Below are 25,755 nucleotides of genomic sequence, written 5' to 3' on the forward strand. Positions count from 1 at the left end.
GGCAGCTGGGAAACAGGCGGCCCGGGAAGCAGCAATGCTTCCCGGGCCGCCCGCGTTAAGCCAGCGCCTAGGCTGTCTGGCCGGGTGACTGCGCCCGCTGGGCGTGATAAGCCAGGATCTGGAGTTCGGTGGCCATGTCCACCTTGCGCAGGTTGACGCCGTCGGGAACCTGCAGCATCACCGGTGCGAAACTCAGGACGCTGTGCACGCCTGCAGCCACCACCCGGTCGCAGACGCCCTGGGCCACAGCGGCCGGAAGCGCCAGCACCACCATGTTGGCCCCGGTCCGGCGCAGGACTGTTTCGAGGTCTGCCACGTCGCTGACACGCAGCCATCCCACTTCGCTGCCCACCACCATCTGGTCGGCGTCGAAAATAGCCACGACGTCGAACCCGCGGGACTCGAAGCCGCCGTACCGCGCCAGCGCCTTGCCGAGGTTGCCGGCCCCGACGATGGCCACTTTCCAGTCGTGCGTCAGTCCAAGTGCGGCGGCGATATGGCGGCTGAGGTACTGCACCTCGTAGCCCACGCCCCTGGTTCCGTACGACCCCACATAGGAGAGGTCCTTGCGTAGGGTTGAGGAACTCACCCCGGAGGCCTCCGCCAGCGATTCGGAGGAGACGCGCTCCACGCCCTCCGCCAGCAGGGTGTTCAGGGCGCGAAGGTAGAGCGTCAGCCGGGCTACGGCGGCGGGCGGTATCTGCTTTGGCGCGGTGCCCGTGGCGTCCGGAAGGTCCGGGAGGGGCTGCGGCGTTGGATCCAGGGAGGTCACCGGCACTCCCCTACTGGGCCATGGCGCGCTGCAGCACGCGTTCCAGCCGGATTTCATCGATCTTCCAGAAGTCGCGCTGCACGCCGTCCACCAGCACCACCGGGATCTCCTCGGCGTAGCGCTCACGCAGCTCGGGCTGGTTGTCCACCAGCTCTTCGCTCCAGGTGAGGCCCAATGAGGCAGTGACCCGGCTGACGGCGTCGCGCGCGTCTTCGCAAAGGTGGCAGTCAGCTTTGGTGACCAGGACGACGCGGGGTGTAGCCATGGCTTAACGGTAGCGCCGTTCGCGTGCTGCCGGTGACGCCGACGGCGGCAGGCCACTGGATTGACTAGACTCAAGTCCATGCCCGAGGAGAAATACGTCGCCGTAGTCACGCGCCCGGTTGCCGAGCCGCAGCCAGGCGAAGCGGCGTTCTTCGACGTGGACAACACCTTGATGCGCGGAGCCAGCCTCTTCCATGTGGCGCGGAAGATGCACCAGCGCGGAGCGTTCACCCTGGCCCAGGCCGCCGGCTTCGCATGGAAGCAGTTCAAGTTCGTGGCACGCGGGGAAAACATCGACGATGTCCACGCCGTGCGCGATTCTGCCCTGACGCTGGCCGCCGGGATCACCGTTGACGACATCAAGGCCCTCGGCGAAGAGGTCTATGACGAGATGATTGCGTCCCGGATCTGGCCTGGGGCCAAAGCACTGGCGGAACAGCACCTCAGGGTGGGCCGTCGCGTCTGGCTGGTGACGGCCACGCCCATCGAGGTGGCCACCGTGATCTCCACCCGCCTGGGACTGACCGGAGCGCTGGGGACGGTGGGCGAAGTGTCGGACGGCATGTACACCGGCCGGCTGGTGGGCGACATCCTGCACGGCTCAGCAAAGGCCGTGGCCGTCCAGGCCATCGCCGACGAGGAAGGCCTGGACCTCAAGCGCTGCTGGGCCTACAGCGACTCCTATAACGACGTCCCGCTGCTGTCGCTGGTGGGGCACCCCGTTGCCATCAACCCGGATGCCAAGCTGCGCCGCCACGCCCGTGACCGCAACTGGCCGGTCTACGACTTCCGCGCCGGCCGCCGGGCTGCCACCCTGGGCCTCAAGGCAGCCACTTTTGGCGGTGCCATTTACGGCCTCTGGAAGGGCTTCGCCCGAATGCGCGGCCCGCGGGCGTAGCCGGGGAAGTAGCCCGATTAAAGAAAATGCCCGCCGCCTCGGGAGGCGACGGGCATTTCCACGCTGTTCGAAGTATTGCTACTTCTTGTTGCGGCGCTGGTGACGGGTCTTGCGAAGCAGCTTGCGGTGCTTCTTCTTGGCCATACGCTTGCGACGCTTCTTAATAACTGAACCCACGAAAGTTCCTTACAAACTAGATGCAGTACCTGTCTGATGGAGAATGTCCGTGGACAAAGCTACGAACTGAACAACTGACAGATTCTTACAATGACGTAAAACGTTCCTTAACAGGGTACCGCCTATCAGGAGCGGCTCAGGACAGGCCGCCTCAGGCCGTCTCGGTGTGGCCGTCCACGACAGCACCCTTGAGGTACTGTTCGACGGCGTTCTCGGGGACCCGGTAGGAGCGGCCGAAGCGCACTGCCGGCATTTCGCCCGAGTGCACCAGCCGGTAGACAGTCATTTTGGAGACGCGCATGACCTCGGCTACTTCAGCCACGGTCAGGAACTTCGCGTTGGAGAAGTTCTGTTCTGCCGACATTTCCCTATTTTCCTTTGCTGACGGATGGACAACAGTGACCCCAGGTACGTGCCAATGCGGTGTTCCGATGCTGAGCCATCCACCAACCACCTAAATAGATACTCTAGATGTTCCTGTGGCAGATGTGAAAGTAGCGGGTCCCCTATTTCGTCCCCTAATTCGACTCCCGGCGCTTCCGTGCCGATGCCGCCAGCTGCTCCAGGACGGACGCGGAAACATCCCAGTCCATGCAGGCATCCGTGACGCTTTGGCCGTAGACCAGTTCAGAGCGCCCTGCTGCGTGTTCCGCGACGTCCAGGTTCTGGGCCCCGCCCACCAGGAAGCTCTCCAGCATGACGCCTGCCACGGCGCGCGCCGCGGTCCCGCCGTCCTCGAGCTGCGCGCCGATCTCCAGCGCCACCTCGGCCTGCCGGTGGTGGCTCTTGCCGCTGTTGGCATGGCTGGCGTCGACGATGAGGCGCGGGTTCAGTCCCTTGCCCGCCAGCTCGTTGGAGGCACGTTCGACGTCGGCCGCTGAGTAGTTGGGCCCCTTGCGGCCGCCGCGGAGGATGACGTGGGTGTCCGGGTTGCCGGCGGTTGCCACCAGCGCGGCCCGGCCCTCGCCGTCGATCCCCAGGAACGCCTGGGCCGCCGCCGCGGCCCCGCAGGCGTCAATGGCCACCTGCAGGCCGCCGTCGGTCCCGTTCTTGAAGCCGATGGGCATGGACAGTCCGGAGGCAAGCTGCCGGTGGATCTGGCTTTCCGTGGTGCGGGCACCGATGGCGCCCCACGAGATGAGGTCGGCCATGTACTGGGGGCTGATCGGCTCCAGGAATTCGGTGGCGGTGGGCAGGCCCAGCGCGGTGACCTGCTGCAGGAACTGCCGGGCCGTGCGGAGGCCGGTGACCATGTCGTGGCTGCCGTCCAGGCGGGGATCGTTGATCAGGCCCTTCCAGCCCACCGTGGTGCGCGGCTTTTCGAAGTAGGTCCGCATGACGATCAGCAGGTCTTCCTTGTGCTTTTCGGCCTGGCTGACCAGCCGGCGGGCGTACTCCAGCCCTGCCTTGGGGTCATGGATGGAACAGGGACCTACGATGACCAGCAGGCGGTCGTCCACGCCGTCCATGATGGCGCGGACCTCATCGCGTCCGCGTTCGACGACGGCAGCAGCCCGGGCGTCAAGGGGCAGTTTGGAGAGGAGCGCCGATGGGGCGGGCAATGGGGTGAACTCGCTGACCCGCAGGTTCGACGTGGACTTGGTCTTGATAGCGGGGGCTGCTGCTGTTGCGGTGCTCATGTTCGGGGTCCTGTTCCAGATGGGAAGCGGGCCCGGATTTCAGAACCCGCCGGAGAAACGGCGAAGGGCAGAGAATGATCTCTGCCCTGCTGGCTCTGAAGGAATGCTGGATGCGTGTCAGTTAGACGCGGGCCCCTCCAGAGCCAACGAAAAATACGCATACCAACGGTTAGTCATGGAAGAGACCATAAACCCGGGTGCGCGTGGCCGCAAAATCAGGGTCCGTCACAATTGCTTCATCGCGACTCCTGGAGGCCGGCCACCAGTTCGGCGTGCTTTTGGTCCGTGAGCCGGTACCAGGACATGATGACGACGGCGGCCAGCACCAGTGCGGCCGGCAGCAGTCCGGCGGCGGCGCGGATCGCCGTGAGCGCCGGTGCCGCCTGCTCCTGGACCGACGAGGAGTAGCCGCCCCACGCCAGCGCGAAGGCGACCAATCCGCCACCGAAGCCCATGCCAAGCTTCCGGGTGGCCGCCAGAAGGGCGTAGTTGATGCCCTGGACCCGGACGCCGGTTTTCCACTCCCCGTATTCCACGGTGTCCGCGATGAGTGCCCAGGTGAGGATACTTACCGTCGCCGCCGAGAGCTGGGCCAGGACCATCCCGGCCACCGCCAGCCAGGGGGCTTCTGCCGGCGCCAGGAAAACCACCAGTCCACCCGCGGCGCCGAGCATGCAGCCGGCGGCGAACACTGCCTTCTTGCCCCATCTGTTGACCGGGCGCGGCATCAGCACGGCAAGCGCCAGGGTAATGACCACCTGCGTTGCCGCCATCAGGGGAAAGAGGTCCAGGCGGGACAGGACATCGCGCAGGTAGTAAAACTGCGCCGCCACGGTGGCGGAATTGCCGGTCACCAGCAGTACGGAACTGAGGCACAGGACCACCAGCGGCGAATTGACCCTGAGCGCGTCAGTGGTTTGGCGCCAGGTGATTTTGGGAACGCTGCCGGCAACTTGTTCCCGGCAGGCGGTCCCGGTGAACACGTACAGGCCGGAGCCCAGCACCGCGAAGACCAGCGTCATCACGGTGAAGATCTGCTGGACGTCCCCGCCCCTGCCCAGGAGCGGTGCCACGAAGAACCCAAGCGTCGCCCCTACCGACAGGCCGCCGATGGTCCGCGCTCCGGCCAGCCTGGCCCGGTCACGGGGGTCCTGGGTCATGGCGCCCACCAGGCAGCCGTAGGGGACATTCACCAGGCTGTAGGCAAGACAGACCAGGAAGTAGGTGCAGTAGGCGTAGAGCAGCTTCAGGCCTGGCTCGACGTCGGGCACATGGAATACAGCCACGCCCAGCACCAGCGGAACAAAGCCGAAGAGCAGGAAGGGCCGGAACTTTCCCCACCGATCGCTGTGAAAACGGTCGACGATCCGGCCGGCAGCGATGTCCGTGAAGGCGTTGAACACCCGCGCAACCACCAGCAGGGTACCGGCAGCTGCCGCTCCGATCCCGGCCACGTCGGTGTAGTAGACCAGCAGGAACATGTTGGCAGTACTGATGATCATGCTGTTGGCTGCGTCGCCGGCGCCGTAGCCTAGGATCGCGGCCCTGTTCAATGGCTTCATTTTTTCCTGTCCCCAGGGCGAGAAACCGCTTTCTCGCCCGAACAGGAATCTACCCCAGAATCTTGCGCAGAAACACCAGTTGCCGGATCCACTGGTGCTCCTGGCCACCTTCGTGGTTGTTGAACCGGTACACCTCGATCTCCTTGGCAGCTCCCGTGGCTGAGGCGGCGGATGTCCCGGAGCCGTAGGCGTTGAAGCTGGCGAAGACGGTGGACGGCGGGCAGATATCGTCCATCTGGGCAGCCGAATACAGCGCCGGCGCCGTGGCATACCGGGCAAGGTTGACGCCGTCGAAATAGTTGAGGACGGCGAGGGCGTCGTCGTAGCGCTCCCGGTGCCGGGCCAGGAACTGGGCAATCTCCGGGTACGGCCCGCGCGGGGTGATGTCGATGGCGCGGGGGAAGTCCTGCAGGAACGGAACGTCGGGCAGCGCGGCGATGACGCCGTCGAGCCTTCCGGCGGTGAGCCCCGCCGTGGCCACCACCAGGCCTCCGCCCTGGCTCACCCCGGCCAGCACCACCTTGGCGGCGTCGACTGCGGGGTGGGCCTGGGTGGCTTCCACGGCGCGGAACGCGTCCACATAGACCCTGCGGTAGTAGTAGTCCTCGCGGCTGGCGATGCCCCTGGTCATGAGGCCGGCGTGCGCCACGTCCCCGGCTGACGGGTGCGGATCCGCGGTGTGCCCCAGTGTGCCGCCGTACCCCTGGCCGCGGGTGTCCATGATGAAGTGTGCGTACCCGGCCTGCGCCCAGCGCGTGTCCTGGTTCACCAGGCCGCGGCCGCCCGAGTAGCCGATGTAGTTGACCACCACCGGAAGCCGGGCACCTGCCTCCCGGTTGGCGGGCAGGTGCAGCCAGCCTTTGACCGGTGCGCCGCCGAAGCCGGAGAAGGTCACGTCGAAGGTGTCAATGACCGTCAGGTAGTTTTCCACCGGCTCGAAGGTTGCATTGAGCGGAAAGGCGCGGGCTTCGTCGAGGGTGGCACCCCAGAACGCGTCCAGGTCTTCCGGCGGCGTGACCTCGGAGGTGTAGGTGCGCAGCTGTGCCAGGGGAAGGTCGAAGAGGGGCATCGTTGTCCTGTTCTGTTTCTGTTGTTCAGCGGCTGGCGGTGGGTTCTTCTATTTCTACTGCACAGGTTCTTTCTACGGCACGTACCCCTCGTGAACGCTGACAAGCGGTTCATAGCGGCGCAGGGTGGTTCCGGCCGCCACGATTTCGCGCAGGTGCGGCAGTCCCCCAGTGGCTGCGCCGGCGGCGCGGGCCTGGACGAGTACGTTGCCCAGGGCGGTGGCTTCCACCGGCCCGGCGATGACAGGCTTACCGGTCGCGTTGGCGGTCAGCTGGCAGAGCAGGGCGTTCTGCGAGCCGCCGCCCACCACGTGCACCACCTCCACGGGCCTGTCGGCCAGGCGCTCCGCGGCCGTGATGGTCCGGGCATAACCTGCCGCGAGGCTGTCCATGATGCAGCGCGTGATGGCCGCAGGGTCATCACCCAGGTCCGCACCGGCACGCCGCACAGCGGCACGGATGCGCCCGGGCATGTTGTCCGGGGCGATAAAGCCCGGGTCATCGGCATTGATCTGCGGCCCGTCGGCGGGAAGTGCCGCGGCGGCAGCCAGGAGGGCGGAAAGCTCCGGCTGGAAACCCTCGCCGGCCCATGCCCGTTGGCATTCGCTCAGCAGCCACAGCCCGCCCACGTTCCGCAGGTAGCGGATGGTGCCGTCCACGCCGCGTTCATTGGTGAAGTTCGCTTCCCGGCTGGCCTCGGTGAGGACGGGGTGCTTCAGTTCCAGGCCAACCAGCGACCAGGTACCGGAGGAGATGTAGGCGAAGGCCTCATTCCCGGCGGGAACTGCGGCGACGGCGGAGGCGGTGTCGTGGGAGCCGACTGCCACCACCGTGGTTTCGGCAGGAAGGCCAACGGCCGCGGCCACGTCCGGCAGGAGGTCCCCGTACGCTTCGCCGGGCTGGATCAGCGGCGGGAACAGGTCCTTCCGCAGGCCCAGTGCAGTGAAGAACTCGGTGGCCCACTCCCCCGCCACGGCGTCGAACAGTCCGGTGGTGGAGGCGTTGGTCGCTTCGGTCCCTCGTACGCCGGTGAGCAGGAACGCGATCAGGTCCGGGATGAGCAGCGCATGCAGCCCGTCCAGGTCCTGCTCAGTGGCCAGCTGGTAGATGGTGTTGAACTGCAGGAACTGCAGGCCAGTGGTCTGGTACAGGCGCGCCGGGTCCAGTGTGCCGTGGACGTGCGCGACGGCGGTGCGGCTGCGGTCGTCGCGGTAGCTGAACGGCTGCGCCACCAGTTTCCCGGCGTCGTCCACCAGGCCGTAGTCCACGGCCCAGGTGTCGATGCCTATGCTGGCAATCCTTTCGCCCTGCACTGCCGCCACCGTAGCGGCAGCGCGCAGGCCCTCAAGCACCTCCGCGTACAGGGCGTCGAAGTCCCAGCGGAGGCCGCCGTCGCGCTCCACCACGCCGTTGGGGAAGCGGTGGACGGTTTCCAGCTCCACCCCTTCACCGGAAACCCGTCCCAGCATCACACGCCCGGAGGAGGCGCCGATGTCGACGGCGGCGAACACACCCGGGGTGCGCACACCGCCGCCGGCACCGCGCTGTGGCGGGGAAGCGAAGGCACTCACCGCAGGAAGGCTGCGGCCACCCCGGCGTCCACGGGGATGTGCAGGCCGGTGGTGTGGGACAGTTCGTTGCTGGTGAGGACGGCGGCGGCGTTGGCCACGTGCTCGGGCAGGACTTCGCGCTTGAGCAGGGTCCGCTGGGCGTAGTACTCGCCCAGCTTCTCCTCCTCCACGCCGTAGACCGCGGCGCGCTTGGCGCCCCAGCCGCCGGCGAAGATTCCTGAACCACGCACCACGCCGTCGGGGTTGATGCCGTTGACGCGAATGCCGTGCTCGCCCAGTTCGGCGGCAAGCAGGCGGACCTGGTGGGCTTGGTCTGCCTTGGTGGCGGAGTAGGCAATGTTGTTGGGGCCGGCGAATACCGAGTTCTTGGAGGAGATGTAGATGATGTCCCCGCCCATGCCCTGGGCGATCATCACCTTCGCAGCGGCCTTGGCCACCAGGAACGAGCCCTTGGCCATCACATTGTGCTGCAGGTCCCAGTCCTTTTCGGTGGTTTCCAGCAGCGGCTTGGAAATCGACAGGCCGGCGTTGTTGACCACCAGGTCGACGCCGCCGAAGGCCAGGACAGCGGCGTCGATCGCGGCAGCAACCTGGGCCTCGTCCGTGACATCGGCCTGGACGCCGATGGCGACGTCGGCACCGCCCAGTTCCTCGGCGACCTTTTGTGCGTTCCCAAGGTTCAGGTCGGCAATGACGACGCACGCGCCGTCGGACGCCAAACGCGTGGCGATGGCCTTGCCGATGCCGGACGCCGCACCCGTCACCAGCGCGATGCGGGTGGCATGGGACTTGGGCTTGGGCATCCGGGCCAGCTTGGCTTCCTCCAGCGCCCAGTACTCGATCCGGAACTTCTCGGATTCCTCGATCGGGGCGTAGGTGGAGATTGCCTCCGCGCCGCGCATGACGTTGATCGCGTTGATATAGAACTCGCCGGCAACCCGGGCGGTCTGCTTGTCCTTGCCGTAGGAGAACATGCCCACGCCCGGGACCAGCACGATGGCAGGATCCGCCCCACGCAGCGCCGGGGAATCGGGATCGGCGTGCCGGTCGTAGTAGGCCTGGTAGTCCTCGCGGTAGTCCGCGTGCAGTTCGTGCAGCCGGGCAACCGAGTCCTCCACGCTGGCGTCGGCTGGCAGGTCCAGAATCAGCGGCTTGACCTTGGTGCGCAGGAAGTGGTCCGGGCAGGAGGTGCCCAGGGCACCCAGGCGCGGGTGTTCGGCGGCTTCGAGGAAGTCCAGGACGACGGCGTCATCGCTGAAGTGCCCCAGTTGCGGTTTGTCGGTGGAGGCCAGGCCGCGGATCACCGGTGCCAGGGCGGCGGCCTTGGCCCGCCGCTCAGCCTCCGGCAGTGCACCGTATCCGGGGAGCTTGGGCCCGAAGGGCTGGGCCTTGCCGTTGTCGCGGATGTACTTTTCGGCCTGCTCGATGATCCACAGGGAGTTGGTTTCCGCTTCTTCGCTGGTGGCGCCCCACGCGGTGATGCCGTGCCCGCCCAGGATGGTGCCGACGGCCTGCGGGTTGGCGTCCTTGATCGCGGCGATGTCCAGGCCCAGCTGGAACCCGGGACGGCGCCAGGGCACCCAGACCACCTTGTTGCCGAAGATCTTGGCGGTCAGCGTCTCGCCCTCGGCCGCCGTCGCGATCGCGATGCCGGAATCCGGGTGCAGGTGGTCCACGTGCGCGGCATCCACCAGCCCGTGCATCGCCGTGTCGATCGAGGGGGCCGCGCCGCCCTTGCCATGAAGGCAGTAATCGAACGCGGCCACCATCTCGTCCTCGCGCTCGACGCCGGGGTAGACGTTCTTGAGCGCGTTCAACCGGTCCAGGCGCAGCACGGCAAGGTTCTGCTCCTTCAGCGTGCCCAGGTCACCGCCGGAACCCTTAACCCACAGGAGTTCGACGTCCTCACCGGTGACCGGATCCGTTTCGGTGCCCTTGGCGGAGGTGTTGCCGCCGGCGAAGTTGGTGTTCCGCTTATCCGCGCCCAGGCGGTTGGAACGGGCAATCAGGTCTTCAACAGTCTTGTTGCTCATAACTTTCCTCAGGCACCCCATCCGGCTTGCTGGCCGCCCACGCGGTCCTCGTTGATCTTCTTCTGGTAACCGCTGGCCTTGAAGGCGGCCATCGGATCCGCGGGCAGGCCGCGGGATTCGCGCCACTGGGCCAGGATGGGCCGGACGTCGGTGTAGAAGGCGTCGTTGAAGATGCCGTTGGCGGCCAGGACATCCCCGGCACGCTGCGCCTCATCCAAAGCGGCCCTGTCCACCAGCAGCGCGCGCAGCGTCATTTCCTGGACATTGAGCACCGAGCGGATCTGGCCCGGGATCTTTTCCTCCAGGTTGTGGCACTGGTCCAGCATCAGGGCCACGCCCGAATCCTTGCCGAACCCACCACCACGGATCACCTCATGCATGATGCGGAAGAGCTGGAACGGGTCCGCGGCACCCACGATCAAGTCGTCGTCAGCATAGAAGCGCGAGTTGAAATCGAAGGACCCCAGCTTGCCCAGGCTCAGCAGCTGCATCACGATGAACTCGATGTTCGTGCCCGGGGCGTGGTGGCCGGTGTCGAGGCAGACAAAAGCCTTCTCCCCCAGGGCCAGCGTCTGGGCATAGGAGGTGCCCCAGTCCGGAACATCCGTGTGGTAAAAAGCCGGCTCGAAGAACTTGTACTCCAGCACCAGCCGCTGCTCGTCGCCCAGGGCCGCGTAGATTTCCTGCAGGGACTCGGCCAGCCGGTCCTGCCGGCCACGCAGGTCATCCTGGCCCGGGTAGTTGGTACCGTCCGCCAGCCAGATCTTCAGGTCGCGGGATCCGGTGGCGTGCATGATCTGGATGCAGTCGAGGTGGTGGTCGACCGCCCGGCGGCGGACCGCCTCATTTGAGGAAGTCAATGAGCCGAACTTGTACTCATCATCCTGGAAGGTGTTCGAGTTGATCGTGCCCAGGCCAACACCCAGTCCCGCGGCGTAGTCCTTCAACGCGGCGTAGTCGTCCACCTTGTCCCATGGAATGTGCAGGGCCACGGTGGGGGCCAAGCCGGTCAACTCATGGACTTTGGCGGCGTCCGCCAGCTTTTCCTGCACGGTCCGCGGCGTACCGGGTGTGCCGAACACCTTGAACCGCGTGCCTGAATTCCCATAGGCCCACGAAGGGACCTCAATGGCAAGCTCCCCGAGCCTGCCCAGCGCCGTTGCTACGTCATTCATGATGGTTCTTTCCGGTGTTTGAGCGTCATTCTGATGCATTGTGGTTGGTGCCCCGCTACTGGAGCCGTGCTGGTTTTTGCCCCGATCAGCCCACGGAGGGGAGGGCCGCCAACTGGCTGTCGAGGTTGAAGACTTCCTCAAGGACCTGGAACCCCTCATCGGGCGCCTGGCCGGAATCTTCAAAAAGAGTTGCCATTTCCGCCTGCCAGCGGGCGTTGACCTCCGTCAGGGCCATGCGGGCACGGACGGCGTCAAAATCGTCGCACTCCACGTAGCCCACCAGGAGCCCGTCTTCTCCCAGGAAGAGGGAATAGTTGTGCCAGCCCGCCTCCTCGAGGGCGTGCAGCATCTCCGGCCACACCTCTGCGTGGCGCCGACGGTATTCATCAATCAGCGCCGGCTGGACCGAGGAACGGAAGCACACCCTCATTGGAACCCCTCTTCAAACTTCGCGATTTTTTGAATCGTTTCATTGGTACGATTCAAAGTACTCTTGGATTTGAGCAGGTGTCAAGCAATGGCAAGAACTTTTGATTTCCCGCGCGGAACCGACTGCCGCGGGCATATCAGCACGGAGAATCGATGAACCGCACAGCCAGCATCAAGGACGTTGCCACCCACGCGGGCGTGGCCGTGGGCACGGTTTCCAACGTCCTGAACTATCCGGACCGGGTGTCAGAGCGGACCCGGGAGCGGGTGCTCCGATCCATTGACGAGCTCGGCTTTATCCGGAACGATGCCGCCCGCCAGCTCCGCGTGGGCCACAGCCGCACCATCGGACTGATTGTCCTGGACGTGGGCAACCCCTTCTTCACCTCCGTGGTTCGGGCGGCCGAGGACGCCGCAGCACTCCAGGGAAGCGCAGTCCTGCTCGGCGACAGCGGCCACAACGCCGGCCGGGAGGCGAACTACATCGACCTCTTCCAGGAGCAGCGCGTGCAGGGCCTGCTGATTTCCCCCGTGGGCGATATCGCGGAGAGGCTGGACCTCCTCCGTGAGCGCGGAGTGCCCACGGTACTGGTGGACCGTCTGGCTGACGAATCCAAGTTCAGTTCGGTTGCAGTGGACGACGACGCCGGCGGGTACCTTGCCGCCCGACACCTCCTGGACACGGGCCGCCGCCGGCTCGCCTTCGTGGGTGGCCCCACCTCCATCCGCCAGGTGGCGGACCGCCTCCAGGGGGCCCAGCGGGCCGTGAAGGAGGAGCCGGACGCCACCCTCGAGGTGCTGGAAGCCGAAGGTCAGACCGTCCTGGCCGGCCGCAGCGTGGGCGACGTGCTGGTGGAACGGGGCAGGGCCAAGTTGCCGGAGGGAATTTTCTGCGCCAACGACCTCCTGGCCCTGGGCGTCATGCAATCGCTCACCATGACCCACACCTTCCGCATCCCGGAGGACGTTGCCTTGATCGGCTACGACGACATTGACTTTGCCGCTTCGGCGGTGGTGCCGCTTTCCTCTATCCGCCAGCCGACGGAACTCCTGGGCCGGACAGCCATCGAGTTGCTGTCCGAGGAAGTGGAATCGCAGAATCCCGTCCACCGGTCCGTGGTGTTCACTCCCGAGCTGGTGGTCCGGCAAAGCACCGACACAGCCGCGGACGGAAAAACCAGCGCTGGCTGACGCAGCGGCGGCAGAGGCCCGGAAGGGCTATTTGCCGGACTGCTGCAGCCACTTCATGGAGTCGCTCCGGGAAGTGAAGAAGCGCGTGGGGCACGGCGGGACGTGGACTCCCAGGAAGAAGTTGGCGATGATTCGGTCCACGGGGCTTGCCCCCAGCAGGGCGATGCGGTTGGCCGCGCAGGGGATGGAGAAGACCGAGCGCGCCTGGATGCTGACATTCTCGGTGGTGGCCATGTCCACCAGCATGGGATAGGTGGCGTCGCCGGCTATGCGGTTCACCGCAGCCATGGCTGCCTGCGCATCCTCAACTTCTATGCGGACGCTGGGCTCCCAGATGAGGTGGATGATGCCGTCGGCGCGCAATTCCACGGTGCCCTTGCCGCCGTCGACCATTACGGGTTCCATCTCCCGCCTCCCTCCAGTGGGCAGTTCCTGACTCCACTATCTTGCCTTAGCGCGGGGAGTCAGGAAGACCGACCCACGCCCGGCAGCCTGCTGCCGGCTTGACTAATCAGCATGCTTACTAATAGGTTGGTCGACGTGCCCGTGGCCTGGATCACCATCCGGAGCTGCGTGTCGCGGCCCGCGAGGGCTGCATCTGAAACAAGTGCATTTGAAATAGCCAGTTCCGCCGGGGTTCTCCATGGGGGCGGAGCCTCGGGGGGTTCATTGCGCCGCAACCCGGCGCTGAAAGGATTTACCGAAAATGCGAACAAGGGTCTCAGCTTCAGTCACCGCCATTGCCCTCTCCGGCGCCATGCTCTTTGGCATGGCGGGTCCGGCCACGGCAGCGGCACCAGCGGCTCCTTCTGCCGCTTCCCAGTCATCACAGGTTGCCAACGTAACGGGAACCATCAACCAGACCATTGACGGCGTTGGCACCTTCGTTGGCTCGTTCACGCCGTCCAGCTTCAGCGCCCAGAACGGCCAGCTGAACGTCACCGGCCTGGTGCTGGGTACCTTCACGGACCTCAACGGCGTGGCCACCCCGGTCACCCAGACGGTAACCACCACCGCTGCGGCCGCACCCTCCACCGCGGCCGCCTTGGCCACCGGCGGCAGCTGCGACGTCCTTAACCTGGTCCTCGGCCCGCTGCACCTGGATCTCCTGGGACTCAACGTGGACCTCAACCAGGTGGTCCTGGACATCACATCCCAGACCGGAGCGGGCAACCTGGTGGGCAACCTCCTTTGCGCCGTCACCGGGCTCCTGGACGGCGGGACCGGCCTGAACGGCCTGGCCAACCTGCTCAACCGCATCCTGGGCCTCTAGTTCCCGGCGCGTCAATAACCTGCAACGCCAGCAAAGCGGGCGGCCCCGAAAAGGGCCGCCCGCTTTGCTGTGCATATGCGCACCGCTTAGAGCTTCTCCACCACCAGGTTTCGGTAGGCAGCCCGGAGCGGCGCCATCTGCCGAAAGCCGATCCGGCCCCCGCCAAGCACTGTGTCCGACGAATCACGCCACTCAAAGAGCGGCAGCCCGTTGATGGAAAAGGCCGCCAGCGGGCCGTCCTTGAGTACCTCCAGCCGATAGAAGTCCACGGCATCTTCCGCGGGCGGCAGCGGGTCCGCACCTTGGGCCACCAGTTCGAACCCTGCGCTCTTGCGCAGGTTGCAGGTCCGGAAAGCCCGCTCGGACTGGTACTTGTGCCGGAAATAGGAAACGTGCAGGGCGTCGATGTCGCCCGAGTGGTACTGCGGGTAGTAGCCGGTCCTGGGCGCGAGGGCCTGGCTGAACAGGTCCAGCCCCCGGTGGCCGGCAGCGGCAAAGAACAGCATGGCCAGGCCGGGTTCCGCGAGCGGCAGGAACTCCCAGCTGATGCGGATACCGTCCGGAAATTCCTCCGGGCACCAGAACGTCCAGTGCGCATGGTCGCCGAACTCCTGGTCGTCCAGGCTCCCCGACAGTTCCAGCGCACCGTCGTGGCTGCCAAGGCTTAGCGGCCCCTCCGCCACCCACTCCGCAACGTCGTCCGGCCCGGCCAGCGGATTGCGGTAAAGGACCCCCGTCTCCAGGCCTGCCGTGCCCACCTAGCTGCGTCCCGCCGTCGGGCTTAACTCCCTGGCATTGGCCGGCTCGCCTGTGCCGGCCACCCCGTACCCCAGCCCGCCAAGCTGCCCGGCCACCTCCCCCGCCACCAGCGCTGCTCCCTGCTGCGAAAAGTGGGTATCGTCAGCCAGGCCGTCCGGCCAGTGCGCGTGCTCACCGGGCCCGAAATGGCAAAACAACCCGCGCGACCCGTCGCGTCCCAGCCGCCGATACAGGTCCCGGGTCCAGGCGTTCAGGTCCATGACGGGGACGCCCAGCTCCAGGCCGAGCTCGCGGACCACCTCCGGATAGTCCTCCAGGCTTTCCTCAAGGGCAGCGTCCGACGACGGCGCGTCCAGGAAGTGCCGGCGCTCCACCGGTGTGCAGAGCACCGGAGCGGCGCCCAGGGCACGCACCTCGGCCACCATGGTGCGCAAGTTTGCCGCGTACCCGGTGCGGGCCGCCAGATGCTGCTTCTTCTGGTCGTTGTGGCCGAACTGGATGAGCACCAGGTCGCCGGCGCCTGCCTCGGCGAGCAGGTCCGTCCACAGCCCCTCGGCGCGGAAGGATTCGGTGCTCGCCCCACCCTTGGCGAAGTTATACACCGCGCCCCATGCATAGGTAAGCGGGGCCAGCCGGGCACCCCAGCCACTCATGGGGAACTCGTGCGTGGGACAGTTGGCCACGGTGGAGTCGCCGGCCAGCAGGATCTTCATGGTGTCCTTTCTTCTGCCTGGGCTCAGCCCTTGACGGAGCCGATGAGCATGCCCTTGGCGAAGTGCTTCTGCAGGAACGGATAGAAAATGAGGATGGGCAGGGTGGCCACCACGATCACGGCGAACTTAATGCCCTGTTCCGGCGGGATGTAGTTGGGATCCACGTTGCCGGTGCCCAGCAGGTCTGACGCGGCTGTGACCTGGCGCAGGTACATCTGCAGGGTCCACTTGGAGTTGTCGCTCAGGTACAGCAGGGGCGACATGAAGTCATTCCAGATGCCCACCGCATAGAACAGGGCGAAGGTTGCCAGGACCGGCTTGGACAGCGGCAGCAGGATCCGCCAGAGGATCCCGATTTCGGTGGCGCCGTCCATCTTGGCCGACTCCTCAAGCTCAGCCGGGAGTTCCTGGAAGAAGTTCTTGATGATGATCAGGCTGAACGGGTTGATCGCCGCCGGCAGGATCAGGGCCCAGTAGGAGTTGAGCAGGCCCAAGTCCTTGACCAGCAGGAACGTGGGGATCATGCCGCCGGAGAAGACCATGGCGAAGACCACCAGGGACAGGATCACGTTCCTGCCGCGCAGTGTTTTCTTGGCCAAGGGGTACGCCATGGTCACGGTGAAGGCCAGCTGGACCAGGGTGCCCACTGCCGTCACCAGGATGGTGGTCACCAGGGCGCGGACAAACGCCGGGGTGGCGAAGATGTACTCGTAGGAACCCAGGGTGAACTGCTCGGGCCAGACGAAGAACGCCCGGCGGGTGATCTCCGCTTCGGTGGCGAAGGAGCCGGCGAAGACATAGACGAACGGCAGCAGGGTGATGATGCCGATCAGGGACAGGAAAACGTAGTTGGCGGCGTCAAAGATCCGGCCGCCGCGGGTGTTGTGGATCTTCATTAGAACAGTCCGCTCTGGTTGAATCGCTTGGCCAGCCAGTTGGTGCCGAAGATCAGCACGATGCCCACCAGGGATTTGAACAGGCCCACCGCGGTGGAGTAGCTGTAGGCGCCCTGGGTGATGCCCACGAAGTAGACGTAGGTGTCAAAGACGTCCGCCACTTCGCGGTTGAGGGCGTTGGTCATCAGGTAGATCTGTTCGAAGCCGGTGTTGAGCATCTGCCCGATGGCCAGGATCAGCATCACGATGATGGTGGAGCGGATCGCGGGCAGGGTGATGTGCCAGACCCGGCGGAAGCGGCCGGCGCCGTCAATGATGGCTGCCTCGTACTGGTCCTGGTCCACGGTGGCGAGGGCGGCCAGGAAGATAATGGTGCCCCAGCCGGTGTTCTTCCAGATTTCCTGAAGCACGATCAGGGGCCGGAACCAGGCCGGGTCGCTCAGGAAGTCGATGTTGGTGCCCATGGCGTTGTTCATGAACTGGAACAGCGGCCCGATGTCCAGGGCGAACAGCAGGAAGCTCAGCGAGGCCACGATGGTCCACGACAGGAAGTGCGGGATGTACACCAGGGTCTGGACCGTGCGCTTGAGGATGGACAGCCGGACCTCGTTCAGCAGCAGCGCCAGGATGATGGTCAGCGGGAAGGCCACCCCCAAGTTCAGGAAGGCCAGGATCAGGGTGTTGCCCAGCAGCCGGGGAAAGTCCGGGTTGGCGAAAAAGTCCTCGAAGTTCCGGAACCCCACCCAGGGGCTGCCGTTAACGCCCAGGAAGGGGACGTAGTCCTTGAAGGCGATGGATACCCCGTACATGGGGGCGTAGCGGAACACCGCGAAGTACACCACGCCGGGCAGCAGCAGCAGGTACAGCCACTTGTAGTGCGCGAAATGGACGGAGAACCTGCCCCCTTTCCGGGGAGCGGGCGCGGTCTTGCCCGCCCGCTCCCCGGCGAGGGTGTCAATGACAGGGGCTGCCATTTACTTGTTGTCCTGCCAGAGCTTGTTGATCTCTTCCTTGACCTTGTTGCCGCCGCTGGTGTCCCACAGCTTGATGGCGTCCTTGAGGCCCTGCTCATCGATCTGTCCGGCAAGGTACTTGATCCGCGCGTCGGCCACGATGTTGTCCAACTGGGCGCCCTTGGCCACGTAGGTTGCGGAAACGTAAGGCGCGGCCGGGTTGTAGACGGCGCTCTTGAGGTCCTCAGCCATGACATCGGTGCGCTTGTCGAAGACCTGCTGTTCGTAGTCGGTAGGCTGCTTGACCGGGTAGAAGGTGTTTCCCGCAACGTTCATGCCCAGCTGGGCATAGCTCTTGATGTCAGTGGTGACGGCCTTGCCCTCCGGGGTTTCCGGCTTGATCGTTGCCGCCTTCCCGTCCTCCACCTTGAAGTTCACGCCCTCGATGCCGTTGTTCAGCAGGACGGCCACGTCCTTGCCGTTCATGGTGTTCAGGAACTGCAGGACCTTGTCCAGTTCGGCCTCGGTCTTGACGCTGGCCTTGGGCACGGCAAGGAAACCGGAGTAGCCGTCGGTGGGATGGGCGTGCAGCTTGCCGTCGGGCCCTTCGAGGTTGCCCACGAAGCCCACCTTGTTCTGGAAGTTGTTGGGGTCTGCCTGCTTGAAGAGGTTGATCAGCACGCTCACCCGGGAATCGACGTCAACGATGATGCCGCCCTTGCCGTTGAAGAACGGCTCGTTCCATTTGGTGCTGTCAAAGGTGGCGAAGTCAGGGTTGATGAGCTTTTCGTCCACCATTTTCTTGATGAACCGGTCGGCTTCGAGGAATTCGTCGGTCTCGAAGCTGGGCACGAGTTTCCCGTCCCGCTCCGTCCAGCGGTTCCCTGCGCCGTACCACTCCTCGATCACGTCGTACGGGCTGTTGGTGCCCAGCGCACCCCACTTGGGGATGGTGATGCCATAGGTGTCATTTTGGCCGTTGCCGTCCGGATCCTGCTCAGTGAAGGCCTTGGCCACTTTGTACAGGTCCTCAACGGTCTTGGGCGGCTGCAGGCCCAGCTTGTCCAGCCAGTCCTGCCGGAACATGACGGCTGTGCGCATGGGGGCGCGGCCGCGGAACACGCCGTAGACCTTGCCGTTGACGCTGGCGTTCTTCTGGATGTCAGGGAAGGTGGTCTTGAGGTTCGGATACTTATCCAGCTTGTCAGTGAGGTCCCAGAACGCACCGGCTTGGGCGTTCTTGACGAAGCCCGGAGTCTTTCCCTGGATCACCATTACCTGCGGGATGTCCGATCCCGCCAGCGTGATGTTGGTCTTGTCCTCGTAGGAGGCGTTGGGTGCCCAGTTGATCTTGACCTGCTTGCCGGTGAGCTCCTCGAGCTTCTTCTGGACTGCGCCGTCCGCGGCGGGCGGCTGCGCTTCGAGGAACGGGGCCATGATGGAGACCGAGGTGAGGTCGGCGGCCGGGGCGTCACCGCCGCCGCTGCATGCCGTGAGGGTCAGGGCGGTCGCGGTGACGACGGCGGCGGCGAGGGATAGTTTCCTACGGATCATTATTTTCCTTTTCCACTTCTTTGGGGTTGATTCGGGCACTCGGGCCCACCTTTTGATACGTTTCATTTGAACGCCCTGGCAGACCCGGAGACGATGGGCGGGCTATCAGGTGAAAACCACCGTCAGGCGGTGGAGGCGCCCTGCAGGACGGCATGCCCGGCAGGTTCCACCGCAGCTACGGCCTGGTCGTTGGCGGTGAAGAAACGGTCGCACAGCCACCCGGTCAGGTACAGCCAGGCTCCGATGCTGAAAAACGGGATCAGCCCCGGAATCACGCTGCTGGCATACACGACGGCCGCGGAGACGAACAGCAGGATGACGGTGCCCGCAAGGTGCCGCACGGCGAACCGGGACGACATCAGCAGATACTGCGGCAACGGCAGCTCATACCTGGCATACATGGGGAACACAAAGCAGATGGCCCCGGCCAGGAAGACCGCCGCGACAACCAGGCCCACCGCCATGAACTGCGGAAAGAGCCCGCGGCCGCCTGAGAAGTAGTTCCAGTTCAGGACCAGCGCAGCCACCACGGCCATGATCGGAAGCGAGAGCGCGTTCGCCCGGCCAAAATTCCGGAAGTATCCGGAGGCAAAGCTTCGGAGCAGCGGCACAGCGTCGCCACCGGCCCGCCTCCGCACCACAATCTGGGCTGCCGCGGTGGCGGGACCTGCGCCGAGAACACCGAGGCCCAGCAGGGTGAAAGCGATCCAGAGCAGGTTCAGGCAGGCAATCCATACGAGCGTGTCAAAAAACGAGTAGGCACGCGCGCTGAAGGTTCCGGACAGCATGGCACGGCTCCCTTCTGTTTCTCCATCGTCGCAGAGGCGAAAGCGGAACGTGTCCCGCATCACGCTGTTAATCGGTTTCTCGAAAATGTAAACCCGCTGCCACTCCACGGTCAAGCAATAAATTGAATCGTTACATAGCTGGACTCGAAGAGCCTGCATGCCGCACACTGAAAGGCGGAAAGCGCTTGCTGCGCTAATGCGGGCGCCTCACATGCTGGCGCCCTTGATGGCGCCGCAGGCCAGAACGGAGAACCATGGAAACGGCAACGGAGGCCGCCGGCAGCGCCGCCGGAACATCGTTTACGACGGCGGGGCGGGTTGCGTTGGTGGGGGTGCACGGCTTTGGCACCCACCACCTCCGGAACCTGGACCGCCTGCAGACGGCGGGCAAGGTGGACCTCGTTGCTGTTGCCGATCCGCAGCCCCCGGCACCAGGCGCACTGCCGCCGTCGGCCGCTGTTTACGCGGGGCTCGATGACCTCCTCAAGGCGACCCCGGACCTGGACCTGGTCATCGTTGCCACGCCCATCCAAACCCACGCCCCGCTGGCCCTGGCCGCCCTGGCCACGGACGCGGAACTGTACCTGGAGAAGCCGCCCGTCGCCTCCCTGGCGGACTTCAAGCGGCTGCGCGAAGCCGCTGCCGCGTCGGGCCGAGGAGTCCAGATCGGCTTCCAGAGCCTCGGATCACACGCCCTAAAGGCCATCGAGGACTTGCTGGCCGCCGGAACCATTGGCACCCTTGAGGGCATTTCCGCCACCGGCCGCTGGGTTCGGGACAGGGCCTACTACAAGCGCTCCCGCTGGGCAGGGAAACGCAGCATCAACGGTATGGACGTGGTGGACGGCGTGGCCACCAATCCCCTGGCCCACGCGGTGGCAACCGCCCTCCGGATTGCCGGGGCGCGCACCACTGCCGACGTCGCTTCCGTAGAAACCGAGCTGTACCGCGCCAACGACATCGAATCGGACGACACCTCCGTGATCCGGATCCAAACAGCGGCAGGCCTGCCCATCACCTGCGCCCTGACCATCTGCGCCTCGGAGTCCGTTGAGCCATACGTGACCCTCCAGGGATCTGCTGGAACGGCGGTTTTCCACTACACCGAGGACCGGCTCACGGTTCTAACAGCGGCGGCCCGCAACGAGGAAGAGTATGGCCGGGATGACCTGACGGAGAACCTCCTGGCCCACCGCGCCCGGGGTGTCCCGCTCATCAGCAGCCTTGAGGACAGCGGCGCCTTCATGCTGGTGCTGGAAGCAGTCCGGACAGCGCCGCTCCCCGCCCCCATCGATCCCGCTTACGTCCGTTGGGAGGGTGAGGGGGACGCGGCGCACGCGGTGGTGGCAGGCATCGAGGAAGCCCTGGAGCAAGCAGGCCGGGAGCATGCCACCTTCAGCGAACTGGGCCTGCCCTGGGCTGCAGCCGCTCCCGCCGTGTTTGACCTCCAGGCCTGCTGATGGTGGACCAGGCGGGACTGCAGGAGGCGGCGATCGGGAATCCAACCTTGCCGCGGAACCCGGGGCAGCTCTACGCCGTCAACCTCGTGACGGACGGTCTTGCCTACTGCCTGACCGCCGCCCCGTCCCCCGTGTTCGGCTGGCAGCTGGGGCAGGACGAGGACTCCGATCCCGCCCTGGCGCGGCAGACGGGCCATGAGCTTGAGGTCCGCGCCGTCCACGGCGGCGTGTTGTGGGGCTCCGGACAGGTGGCCGGCGCTTTTCAGCGGCATGTTCCCTACGGCGGACCCCAACTCGAGGACGACACGGACTACGCGTGGCGCGTGCGCATTCTGGACGCATCCGGAATGCCGGGGCCCTGGTCAGCGCTGCAGCCGTTCAGTACCGGGCTTGGTGACGACTCCTGGCAGGCCGACTGGATGCGCCGCGCCCCGGGTGGACGGGGGCCGCTGGAAATCCTGAACCAGGCGCTCCGCGTGGCTGCGTCGCCATTCCTGCCCCTTCCCTCCCCTGCACGTCGCAGCGTCCGGCTTGAAGCGAGGCTCCGCCCCGTGATGGGCCGGGCCGGGCTGCTCCTGCGCAGCATCGGCGCCGGAACCGGCCTGCTGCTGGAAATAGGCACCACCGGTGAAGTGGTGCTCCGCCGCGCGCGGGGATGGGAAATCCCTTCCCCCGCGGTGCCGGAAACCGAAATACTGGCGAGTGCAGCACCGGCACGCGTCCAGGACCCGGAGCAGGCCCCCGCGTCATGGCGGAACCTCACGGTCACAGATGACGGCCGGACCATCAGGGTTGCCCTGGACGGGTTCGAACTGCTGGCGGTTGACGAGCCCGCCGCTGTGGATGAGGCCGGGGTCCTTGCTTTGCACCAGGGCCCGCGGAGCCAGGCTGAGTACGCAGAACTGCGGCTTACCGACACCACTCCCGGGCGGCCCGAAACCCTCGTGTTTGACCACCGCTTCGACACCAACGATGACCATGGTCGTGCCTGCCTGGCGCAGTGGTCCCGAAACACCGTGCACCGGCAGCCCGATGAGTGGACCCTGTTCCGTGCTGCCCTCCAGCTGTCCGGGACGGTGCGGCGGGCGCGGCTCTACGTCGCGGCACACCACCACGCCCAGCTCTCCGTGGCTGGAACGCCCTGCTTGAACACCACCTCGTTCGGCTACCCGGGCGAGGGCTATTACGATGCCGCCGACATCACGGAGATCCTCGCGGGACAGCCGGCCGGCTCAGCAGTGCCGGTCACGGCCCTGCTGCACTGGTACGGCCCGGGCCAGGGCCGGGCAGCGGGCATCCCGGGCCTGCTGGTCCGGCTCACCGTGGACTACGACGACGGGCGCCGCGACGTTCTCACCTCCGGCCCAGGCTGGTCCGCCGGCGAGGCGCCGTACCGCCAGTCCGGCTACCGCAACGATGAGGGTGATCCGGTCGAGCACCTGGATGGGCAGGCCGCATCGTCGCTGGACGTGGCCGATGACCTGCCTGCCGCTGTGGTCACCGGCCGCCACCCGTCGTCGGACTTTCCCCGGGTGCACCCCCGCCGGACGTTCCTTGCCGGCGAGTTCGTGGCACCGCGGCAGTTCTTGACCGCCGACGACGGCACGATGGTGGCGGACTTCGGCCAGGTTCTTCCCGGCCGCCCGGAGGTGGATTTCCTGGACGGCGTCCCCGGCCGCACAGTGATGCTCCGCGCCGGCTACGCCCTCCGGCCCGGCGGCAGGGTGGACGCCGGGAAGACGGTCAGCCAGAACACGGACATGTCCTTCCCCTACACGCAGGCGGCCGGGCCGCAGCAGTACCGCGCCTCGGTGCACCTGGGTTTCCGCTACCTGGAACTGCCCGGCATCGAAGCCGCGGATGTGTCCCGGGTGGGCGCCCTCACCGTCCATGGCTCCCATCCGGGCGAGGGCAGCTTCAGCAGCTCGGATCCGGTTCTGGACGCGGTCTTCGGGCTGCTCCGCGACTCCGCCCTGTACGGGGTGCAGGAGCAATTCGTGGACACCCCCACCCGGGAAAAGGGCCAGTTCCTGGCCGATGCCGCCAACATCTCCTATGCCACCATGGCGCTCTTCGGTGAGCACGCCTTCACGGCGCAGGCGCTGCGCGAGTTCGCGTGGTCAGCAAGCCGGTACTGGACCTCCAACAGCGAAAAGGGGCGTTACAACGCCGTCTATCCCAACGGCGACGGCAAGCGCGACATCCCCGACTTTTCCCTGATGCTGCCGGAATGGGCCGAGGAGTACCACCTGCGTACCGGGGACCTGGCCATGGTGCGGGAACTGCTGCCGCACCTGCGGGACACGGCTGACTACGCCCTGCGCCACGTTCCCACAGAAGGTCCGACGGCGGGACTGGTCACCACGCTGGGCGGCGGCTCCGGTCCCTACCTGCACGGCATCGTGGACTGGCCGGCGCCCGGCCGGTTCGGCTACGACATGGAGTGCGCCGCCAAGACCACCGTCAACGCCCAGGCCTACTCCGCCCTGGTTTCCACCGCCCGACTCTGCGGCGCGGCGGGCGACGAGCCTGCGGCCGTCCACTATCTCACCGCTGCCCGTACCTTGGCGGAGGCCATCCGGACGCATTTCCGCGTGGACGGGGTGATGGTGGACGGGCTCCATGCAGACGGTACGGCAAGCTCCCACGCCTCGCAGCATGCCACCTCCTTCCCGTTGTCCCTCGGCATCACCGGCCCGGAGTACGCAGCCGCTGATGCCGCCCGGCTCGCAGGAATGGGCATGCGGCAGGGACCCATGACCGTGCACCGGCTGGTCCGGGCGCTGCTGGCCCGCGGCCGGACGGACGCCGTACTGGATCTCCTCACCAGCAAGGACCAGCCCGGCTGGGCGCGGCTCCTGGACCGCGGCGCCACCTTCACCTGGGAAGCATGGGACCTTGAGGACGGCACCGACTACAGCCAGTCCCACGCCTGGTCCGCCTCCGTCGTCAAGGAAATCCTCGAGCACCTGCTGGGCATCCGCTATAGCACGCCGGGCGGCAACGAGGTGCTGATCGAACCGCCACTGTGCCGGCTGGAGCACGCTCGCGGCAGCGTGTCGGTGGGCACTGGGTACGTGCATGCGAACTGGCGGCGGGCTGGCGGGCGGATGGAGCTGGAATGCACCATTCCGCCGGGGGCCACCGCCACTGTCCGGATGCCCGCCGGCACCTACGGGTTGAACGGGCCCGGGACCTTTCGCAACCAGGGTACGGATGCCGCCGTCGTGGTTTCCGCTGGGGAGGACGGCCACCAAGCGGGCACCACCCGGGACTTCCGGGTGCACACCGGAACCTGGACTTTCAGTCCGGCGTAGGAGCCTGCCGGTGGCGCCGGCCGTGCCGCCACAGCAGCAGTCCCATGACGGCCGCGGAGAGCATGCTCAGGGCGCCGGTGGCCACCAGCCCGGTCCGGACACCAAACTGCTCGGTCAGCCAGCCGGCCAGGAGTCCGCCGCACGCGTGGCCGCCCAGCAGGAGCGGCAGGTACAGGGCCATGACCCGGCCGCGGATGGCTGGACCGGCTTCGAGCTGGACCGCGGTGGCCGCGCTGGTGAGGAACAGCAGCGTCATCATGCCCACCACCACCAGCATGGCCACGAACAGCACCAGGCTGGGCATCAGCGCGGCCACCAGCTGGGACAGCCCGAAGAGGCCGGCCGCTGCCACGATGCCTTTGCGGCCCATGTTTCCCAGCCGGGCCGCCAGGAGTGCACCCGCCAAGGCACCAACCGCGCTGACGGTGTTGAACAGGCCGAAGCCCTCAACGCCGTTGTGCCACACGCGCTCGGCAAAGGCTGCCAGGACCACGGGGCCGTTCATGCCGAACGCGCCCAGCAGGCCCGCCAACAGGATGAGCAGCAACAGCCGTGGCCGTTCGCGGACGTACCGGAATCCGGCGAGCACCTGGCCGCGTCCCCTCTCTGCCGGCACACTGGGGTGCAGCTCGTGGAGTCGGACGGCGGCAATCAGGCCCAGCACCACCAGGCCAATCACCGCGTTCGAGGCGAAGGCCGCTGCCGGTCCCGCCTGTGCGATGAGCACACCGCTGAGCGCCGGTCCGGCCATGGCGCCGAGCTGGGACAGCGCGTTGTTGAGGCCGATGGCGGGACGCAGTGCGGCGTCGCCCACCACCTCGTTGACGAAGACCTGCCGCGTGGGCTGGTCCACCGCGGCAGTGACGCCCAGGGCCACGCAACTGGCATAGACAACCCAGACAGTAAGAGTGCCGCTCGCAGCCCAGGCGGCAAGCCCCATGCCCAGCAGCACGATGACGGCCTGGCACACCATCATGATCCGGCGCTTGGGAAAGAAGTCCACCACCAGTCCGGCAAGCGGACCCACCACCAGCATGGGCAGGAACTGGAGGGCGACGGCGGCCCCCACCGCTGCAGGGCTGCCAGTCAGCTGCAGCACCAGCCAGTCCTGGGCCAGGCGCTGCATCCACACGCCAAGGCTGCCGGCCAGCTGCATGGCCAGGAAGAGCCGGTAGTTGTGGTGTTTTAGGGGGTGGTACCAGCGGGGCCGGCTGATTCGTTCGAGTGCTGCCTGTGCGGGACGGGTGCGTCGGGACGGCACGG

General features: G+C 66.2%; 24 protein-coding genes. 5 read left to right on the forward strand and 19 right to left on the reverse strand.

The features are described 5' to 3' along the window. Positions 1-67 precede the first annotated feature (67 nt). Together JCQ34_RS15650 and JCQ34_RS15655 are read right to left on the reverse strand one after the other, a co-directional pair. Positions 68-772, reverse strand: a complete 705-nt coding sequence (locus JCQ34_RS15650) for a redox-sensing transcriptional repressor Rex (RefSeq protein ID WP_286398945.1) — start codon at positions 770-772, stop codon at positions 68-70. Between the two features lie 10 nt (positions 773-782). Beyond that, the gene (locus JCQ34_RS15655; protein ID WP_286398947.1) at positions 783-1,037 is read right to left on the reverse strand and encodes a glutaredoxin family protein; all 255 of its coding nucleotides are present in this window, start codon (positions 1,035-1,037) and stop codon (positions 783-785) included. 78 nt (positions 1,038-1,115) lie between these two features. Between JCQ34_RS15655 and JCQ34_RS15660 the strand changes: the two genes are divergently transcribed. Then, a complete protein-coding gene (locus tag JCQ34_RS15660) occupies positions 1,116-1,934 on the forward strand; it encodes an HAD family hydrolase (RefSeq protein ID WP_286398949.1) in 819 nt (272 codons plus the stop codon). Between the two features lie 78 nt (positions 1,935-2,012). Here the strand turns inward: JCQ34_RS15660 and JCQ34_RS15665 are convergent, their stop codons facing one another. The 9 genes from JCQ34_RS15665 to JCQ34_RS15705 form a co-directional block, all read right to left on the reverse strand. Further along, positions 2,013-2,111 (reverse strand): 30S ribosomal protein bS22, encoded by a 99-nt coding sequence (locus tag JCQ34_RS15665; protein WP_003792170.1) that lies wholly within the window; start codon positions 2,109-2,111, stop codon positions 2,013-2,015. Between the two features lie 151 nt (positions 2,112-2,262). Further along, on the reverse strand, positions 2,263-2,475 hold the full coding sequence (locus JCQ34_RS15670) for a helix-turn-helix domain-containing protein (protein WP_043452394.1): 213 nt from the start codon (positions 2,473-2,475) through the stop codon (positions 2,263-2,265). 154 nt (positions 2,476-2,629) lie between these two features. Next, on the reverse strand, positions 2,630-3,751 hold the full coding sequence (locus tag JCQ34_RS15675; protein WP_286398955.1) for a 3-deoxy-7-phosphoheptulonate synthase: 1,122 nt from the start codon (positions 3,749-3,751) through the stop codon (positions 2,630-2,632). 236 nt (positions 3,752-3,987) lie between these two features. Further along, positions 3,988-5,313 carry a glycoside-pentoside-hexuronide (GPH):cation symporter gene (locus tag JCQ34_RS15680; protein ID WP_286398957.1) on the reverse strand — a complete coding sequence of 442 codons (1,326 nt, stop codon included), beginning with the start codon at positions 5,311-5,313 and terminating at the stop codon, positions 3,988-3,990. Between the two features lie 49 nt (positions 5,314-5,362). Next, positions 5,363-6,382 (reverse strand): acetylxylan esterase, encoded by a 1,020-nt coding sequence (locus JCQ34_RS15685; RefSeq protein WP_286398959.1) that lies wholly within the window; start codon positions 6,380-6,382, stop codon positions 5,363-5,365. A gap of 72 nt (positions 6,383-6,454) precedes the next feature. Beyond that, positions 6,455-7,951 (reverse strand): rhamnulokinase, encoded by a 1,497-nt coding sequence (locus JCQ34_RS15690; RefSeq protein ID WP_286398962.1) that lies wholly within the window; start codon positions 7,949-7,951, stop codon positions 6,455-6,457. Next, positions 7,948-9,984, reverse strand: coding sequence for a bifunctional aldolase/short-chain dehydrogenase (locus JCQ34_RS15695; protein WP_286398963.1), 2,037 nt, complete (start codon positions 9,982-9,984; stop codon positions 7,948-7,950). The genes JCQ34_RS15690 and JCQ34_RS15695 overlap by 4 nt, the downstream gene beginning before the upstream one ends. An 8-nt stretch (positions 9,985-9,992) precedes the next feature. Beyond that, complete coding sequence (gene rhaI / locus JCQ34_RS15700) at positions 9,993-11,159, reverse strand: L-rhamnose isomerase (protein ID WP_286398965.1); 1,167 nt, start codon at positions 11,157-11,159, stop codon at positions 9,993-9,995. 85 nt (positions 11,160-11,244) lie between these two features. Further along, positions 11,245-11,589, reverse strand: coding sequence for an L-rhamnose mutarotase (locus JCQ34_RS15705; RefSeq protein ID WP_286398967.1), 345 nt, complete (start codon positions 11,587-11,589; stop codon positions 11,245-11,247). Between the two features lie 152 nt (positions 11,590-11,741). Between JCQ34_RS15705 and JCQ34_RS15710 the strand changes: the two genes are divergently transcribed. Then, positions 11,742-12,779: a LacI family DNA-binding transcriptional regulator gene (locus JCQ34_RS15710; RefSeq protein WP_286398969.1), complete on the forward strand. Its 1,038-nt coding sequence runs from the start codon at positions 11,742-11,744 to the stop codon at positions 12,777-12,779. A gap of 27 nt (positions 12,780-12,806) precedes the next feature. Here JCQ34_RS15710 and JCQ34_RS15715 read toward each other — a convergent pair whose 3' ends face one another. Beyond that, the gene (locus JCQ34_RS15715) at positions 12,807-13,184 is read right to left on the reverse strand and encodes a DUF7793 family protein (protein WP_286398970.1); all 378 of its coding nucleotides are present in this window, start codon (positions 13,182-13,184) and stop codon (positions 12,807-12,809) included. A gap of 301 nt (positions 13,185-13,485) precedes the next feature. Here JCQ34_RS15715 and JCQ34_RS15720 point away from each other — a divergent pair, with 301 nt between their 5' ends. Then, the gene (locus tag JCQ34_RS15720) at positions 13,486-14,052 is read left to right on the forward strand and encodes an ABC transporter substrate-binding protein (RefSeq protein ID WP_286398973.1); all 567 of its coding nucleotides are present in this window, start codon (positions 13,486-13,488) and stop codon (positions 14,050-14,052) included. Positions 14,053-14,138: 86 nt separating this feature from the next. Here JCQ34_RS15720 and JCQ34_RS15725 read toward each other — a convergent pair whose 3' ends face one another. The 6 genes from JCQ34_RS15725 to JCQ34_RS15750 form a co-directional block, all read right to left on the reverse strand. After that, positions 14,139-14,810 carry a DUF1961 family protein gene (locus JCQ34_RS15725; protein WP_286398975.1) on the reverse strand — a complete coding sequence of 224 codons (672 nt, stop codon included), beginning with the start codon at positions 14,808-14,810 and terminating at the stop codon, positions 14,139-14,141. Then, entirely contained in the window at positions 14,811-15,524 is a 714-nt protein-coding gene (locus tag JCQ34_RS15730; RefSeq protein WP_286398978.1) for a rhamnogalacturonan acetylesterase, read from the reverse strand. A 23-nt stretch (positions 15,525-15,547) separates the two neighbouring features. Further along, entirely contained in the window at positions 15,548-16,420 is an 873-nt protein-coding gene (locus JCQ34_RS15735) for a carbohydrate ABC transporter permease (RefSeq protein ID WP_142132709.1), read from the reverse strand. Then, the gene (locus JCQ34_RS15740; protein ID WP_286398982.1) at positions 16,420-17,394 is read right to left on the reverse strand and encodes an ABC transporter permease; all 975 of its coding nucleotides are present in this window, start codon (positions 17,392-17,394) and stop codon (positions 16,420-16,422) included. Before JCQ34_RS15740 ends, JCQ34_RS15735 begins: the two co-directional genes overlap by 1 nt. After that, positions 17,395-18,927 carry an extracellular solute-binding protein gene (locus JCQ34_RS15745; protein WP_286398985.1) on the reverse strand — a complete coding sequence of 511 codons (1,533 nt, stop codon included), beginning with the start codon at positions 18,925-18,927 and terminating at the stop codon, positions 17,395-17,397. A gap of 122 nt (positions 18,928-19,049) precedes the next feature. Continuing rightward, on the reverse strand, positions 19,050-19,715 hold the full coding sequence (locus JCQ34_RS15750; protein WP_286398987.1) for a YesL family protein: 666 nt from the start codon (positions 19,713-19,715) through the stop codon (positions 19,050-19,052). Positions 19,716-19,969: 254 nt separating this feature from the next. Here JCQ34_RS15750 and JCQ34_RS15755 point away from each other — a divergent pair, with 254 nt between their 5' ends. Beyond that, positions 19,970-21,175, forward strand: a complete 1,206-nt coding sequence (locus JCQ34_RS15755) for a Gfo/Idh/MocA family protein (RefSeq protein WP_286398989.1) — start codon at positions 19,970-19,972, stop codon at positions 21,173-21,175. A gap of 47 nt (positions 21,176-21,222) precedes the next feature. After that, a complete protein-coding gene (locus tag JCQ34_RS15760) occupies positions 21,223-24,492 on the forward strand; it encodes a family 78 glycoside hydrolase catalytic domain (RefSeq protein ID WP_286398990.1) in 3,270 nt (1,089 codons plus the stop codon). On the opposite strand, the gene JCQ34_RS15765 is transcribed toward JCQ34_RS15760, so the two are convergent. Beyond that, complete coding sequence (locus JCQ34_RS15765) at positions 24,479-25,753, reverse strand: MFS transporter (RefSeq protein ID WP_286398993.1); 1,275 nt, start codon at positions 25,751-25,753, stop codon at positions 24,479-24,481. The genes JCQ34_RS15760 and JCQ34_RS15765 overlap by 14 nt on opposite strands. Positions 25,754-25,755 lie beyond the last annotated feature (2 nt).

The sequence above is a fragment of the Pseudarthrobacter defluvii genome (assembly GCF_030323865.1).
Classification (GTDB): Bacteria; Actinomycetota; Actinomycetes; order Actinomycetales; family Micrococcaceae; genus Arthrobacter; species Arthrobacter sedimenti.